5 protein-coding genes and 2 pseudogenes are annotated in these 3590 nt (G+C 38.4%); 4 read left to right on the plus strand and 3 right to left on the minus strand.

Annotated elements, in window-relative coordinates:
• The 3 genes and pseudogenes from AC3OCB_RS00560 to AC3OCB_RS00570 all read left to right on the plus strand — a co-directional run.
• Positions 1 to 343 (plus strand): thiolase family protein (locus tag AC3OCB_RS00560; protein ID WP_498340203.1); only part of this gene is annotated, 343 nt, incomplete at its 5' end.
• Positions 340 to 597 (plus strand): hypothetical protein, encoded by a 258-nt coding sequence (locus tag AC3OCB_RS00565; protein ID WP_498340204.1) that lies wholly within the window; start codon positions 340 to 342, stop codon positions 595 to 597. The genes AC3OCB_RS00560 and AC3OCB_RS00565, both read left to right, overlap by 4 nt.
• 100 nt (positions 598 to 697) lie before the next feature.
• Positions 698 to 1148 (plus strand): annotated as a pseudogene (locus AC3OCB_RS00570) (CoA-binding protein).
• A 21-nt stretch (positions 1149 to 1169) separates the two neighbouring features.
• On the opposite strand, the gene AC3OCB_RS00575 reads toward AC3OCB_RS00570, so the two are convergent.
• From AC3OCB_RS00575 to AC3OCB_RS00585, 3 genes are read right to left on the minus strand one after another with little or no spacing between them, the layout of a single operon-like run.
• Positions 1170 to 1823 (minus strand): zinc ribbon domain-containing protein, encoded by a 654-nt coding sequence (locus AC3OCB_RS00575; protein WP_498340208.1) that lies wholly within the window; start codon positions 1821 to 1823, stop codon positions 1170 to 1172.
• 21 nt (positions 1824 to 1844) lie between these two features.
• Positions 1845 to 2501, minus strand: coding sequence for a hypothetical protein (locus AC3OCB_RS00580; RefSeq protein WP_498340205.1), 657 nt, complete (start codon positions 2499 to 2501; stop codon positions 1845 to 1847).
• Positions 2467 to 3075, minus strand: a complete 609-nt coding sequence (locus AC3OCB_RS00585; RefSeq protein ID WP_498340207.1) for an IS607 family transposase — start codon at positions 3073 to 3075, stop codon at positions 2467 to 2469. Before AC3OCB_RS00585 ends, AC3OCB_RS00580 begins: the two co-directional genes overlap by 35 nt.
• 125 nt (positions 3076 to 3200) lie before the next feature.
• Here AC3OCB_RS00585 and AC3OCB_RS00590 point away from each other — a divergent pair.
• A pseudogene (locus tag AC3OCB_RS00590) lies at positions 3201 to 3590 on the plus strand (MFS transporter); the annotation flags it as partial.

Raw genomic sequence — 3590 nt, forward strand, 5'->3', positions numbered from 1 at the left:
AGTGGAAAAAGTTGATTTTGCCGAACTGCACGATATGGCTACAATTCTTGAAATAATACAATCAGAAGATTTAGGATTTTTTGAAAAAGGGAAAGGATGGAAAGCTGTAATGGAAGGCGTTACCTCACTAGATGGGGAAATCCCTATTAATACCAGTGGTGGTTTAAACTCAAAGGGACATCCTATTGGTGCTAGTGGAATTGCTCAAGCTATTGAAGCCTTTTTACAAATAAGGGGAGAGTCTGGAAATAGGCAAGTTAAAAATGCGAGAGTTGGACTTTCATTGAGCATGGCTGGGTTTGGAAACTCAGCAACAGTAATAATTTATGGTGATGAACCATGATGATATGTGTAAATTGTGGCTATATAACTATAGGAAGAATTAAATGCCCTAAATGTGGAGGAGAATTGAAAAAGATCGAAGAGTTGGAGGGAGAAGTAACGGCTTCATGGAAACTTAATGTTACGCCAGAGGGGCAAGAGGAAAGTTACTACTTAAACTTTGTTGATGTGAGAAAAGGGTTTGTTATTTGCAAATCTAAAGAAAAGTTGGAGGGAAAAGTAAAAATTACGAAAAATGAATGTGAGAAAATATAGTTGTAACCCTAGAAGTAAATTTTCAACTTTAGATGTTTTCCCTGTTAAATCGATATTTTGTTTCATATAAATGTTTTTTACCCTAATCACTTTTTATATTATGACTTCGGAAGAAGACTTAATAAAAGAAATTTTGACAAATTATAAAAATATTGCAACAATAGGATTTTCTAAGGATCCAATAAAACCCTCTCACCAAGTCCCAAAATTTCTAATAAGTAAGGGATACAACGTAATTCCAGTCAACCCTACTGTGGATGAAGTACTTGGAAGGAAAAGTTACAAATCCATTTTGGAAGTTCCAGATAAAGTAGAAGTTGTTGAAGTATTTAGACCTTCATCGGAAGTACCAAAAATTGTTGATGATGTCTTAGAAAGAGTAAAACAGAAAGGAGATGTAAAAGTAATAAGGAATTAGAAATGATGAAGCTGCTGAAAAGGCTGGAAAAGCGGGACTGATTGTAATTCAAGATAGATGTATGTATAGAGAATACATGAAGAAAATTGAAGGGGTAAGAGACCCTCCACCTGTGTCTCAAGTTGCTAGTTAGGGGTTCAGCTTTCACAGGCATTCATAGACCTACGAAAGCCTTGGGGTTCATTAGGCTCAGCCACCCTCTTGAGTTCATCGGTGGCATATCACCACCCTTACCCCCTTTCGTGGCAACCCCACCCAAAGCCCTCATCCACACCTTCCACCGAGGGATCATCCTTTTTATCACCGCACGGAAGAAGGTGCTCGGGCTCTGGGGAAAGCCACACATTTTGAGGTAGATATTTATTGCACCACATAGCTGTCTGTCTAGCTCTAACCCGCACTTCAAACACCTAACCACCTGCCCCTCTTGGAGCTTTAACATCTTTCCTCCGCATCTGGGGCAGGTGGACGAGGTGTACCTAGGATCAATTAGCTTTACCTCGGATTTGTATTTCATGTAGTTGAGTATCTGCTTCCAGTTCTGTTTAGTAATATCTCTGTTGTGGTCTTTCGAGGTGTTAAACATCCCCTCTTTGCTTAAGTCCTCAAAACCGTGAACTGTACTTGGAAATATTCTCGTGAGTGCATTAGTGAGTTTGTGCGCGTAGTCCTTAGCTCTATTCCTCTCCCTCTCACCATGTCTAGATACTCGCTCATTCAGTGCGTTTTTCTTACTAGCTACGCTCTGTGCTCTCTTCCTCTTTATTTCGTGAACTCTGTGAATGTGATAAAGTTTACTTGAGTCAATTTTTTGCCATCCGTATTTCGGTTAAAAGCCATCGAGGCTGAGCAAGTTTGAGTCCCAGCCGATGCAGTCGGCACGATTTTTCTCCTCTTTTGGTTTTCTGAAAGTAATTATTAGTTCATTCTCTGTTAGTATCAGCTCACCCAGATCTAGCCCTCGAACCTTGCTTTTGAACCAGGCTTTCGCTAAGTCAAACTCCAAGTACTGCTTCCTAGGTACTATGGTGACTCTAATTTTTCCATTCTTGTAGGTATAGAGCGTCTCCTTGACTCTAGCAAAAAGCTTCTTGACAGTAGGTTTATTTCTCCTTCTTTCTCCCTTAAGATAGTTCTTCTTCCAAGACTTCAAAATCGAATAAGCTACTTTTATTGCAGAATCAACGTAGTGGGAAGCATAAGACCAACCCTTTAACAGCTCGTCCCTAAGTTTTTTCTTGAACCCCCTTGTCTTTGGAAGCAGTGGAACGAGTCGTTTAATTTGATAACATTTCTTCTTTCTCTTCTTCCCGCTTTCAACCTCATAGCATTTCTCCTCCCATTTTTCAACCCATGTGACGTTTCCCCAGATTATGTCTATTGCTTTCTGTAGCAGAGAGCGGTAGCTGAGCAGAAAATCGTCAATATTATAGTTATGCTTAACCTTGTAGCTAACGCTCTTGTATGAGTCTTTTTGTATTTTCAACCACCTCCCTATATTTGTGACTCCTCATACCATAGAGTTTACCCGCAAAGTGGGAGATAATCGTTATTAAGTCCTCCACTAGTTCCTCTTTTGGCTCCTTCTCTTCTTGATTTATCACGACAATTTCAGTGCCGTAGTTTTGAAAGAACTGCTGAAGTGTTTTGAACCCAAACCTTGTCAGCCTATCTGGGTAGGTGACAATAACTTTCGATACTTTCTTGTCCATAATCATTTTGAGGAGCTTTTGAAAGTTTTTTCTGTCCTCATTTAACCCACTACCAATATCCTTGAGGATTTCGATGTTCCATCCATGTTCTTTTGCATACTGATTTATAGCTTCGATCTGTCTCTCTAAATCATCTTTCTGGGTGTGAGAGGATACTCTGGTATATCCAATTATTTTTCTCTCTTCACGCAGTCCCAAAATCCTCTTAATCTCTGACTCTGGTACTCTGCGCTTGCCGCCAACTGTTCTAACACAGTGTATCTTTCCCTCCTCATCCCACTTCTGCAGAGTCCTTACGTGGACACCAAGTATCTCCGATGCTTCCTTCATCGAATATAACTTTTCCATCTTTATCTATCAATTTCTATTAATGCTTATCAAATATTTAACTGTTTCGCAAGGCCTTTGCCCCTTTACTAGGTTCAATCATATTTGAATATTCATTTAGAGATTTGTTTCTTATCTCATCTATCGTGACCTTAATTCCCATACTGTTCCTAAAGTCGATCCCAGATTTTAAGGGAAAGAAGATCACTCTGAAGTTAGATAAGGATTTCGTAAAATTTTTACCTCCTACTTTTTTAACGTTTATGTTAATGAGCCAACTCGGTTTTTCTCTTTTAACATTTTATACTGAAGTGATTAAACTTAGTGTAATAGATGTAGGAATTCTCTTTGTGGTAAACGGAATATTAATAGTGTTTTTGCAAGATTTCATTGGCAAACTTTTAAAGATAAAGCACATAATTCTTGGTGTTTTAGTTTATTCTATTTCATATTTTGCTGTAGCATTCGTAACTAACTTAATTTTCGCAATTATAGATGTTATTTTTATAACAATTGCAGAAATGATAGTTTCTCCA

The organism is Sulfurisphaera sp. (assembly GCF_059755235.1).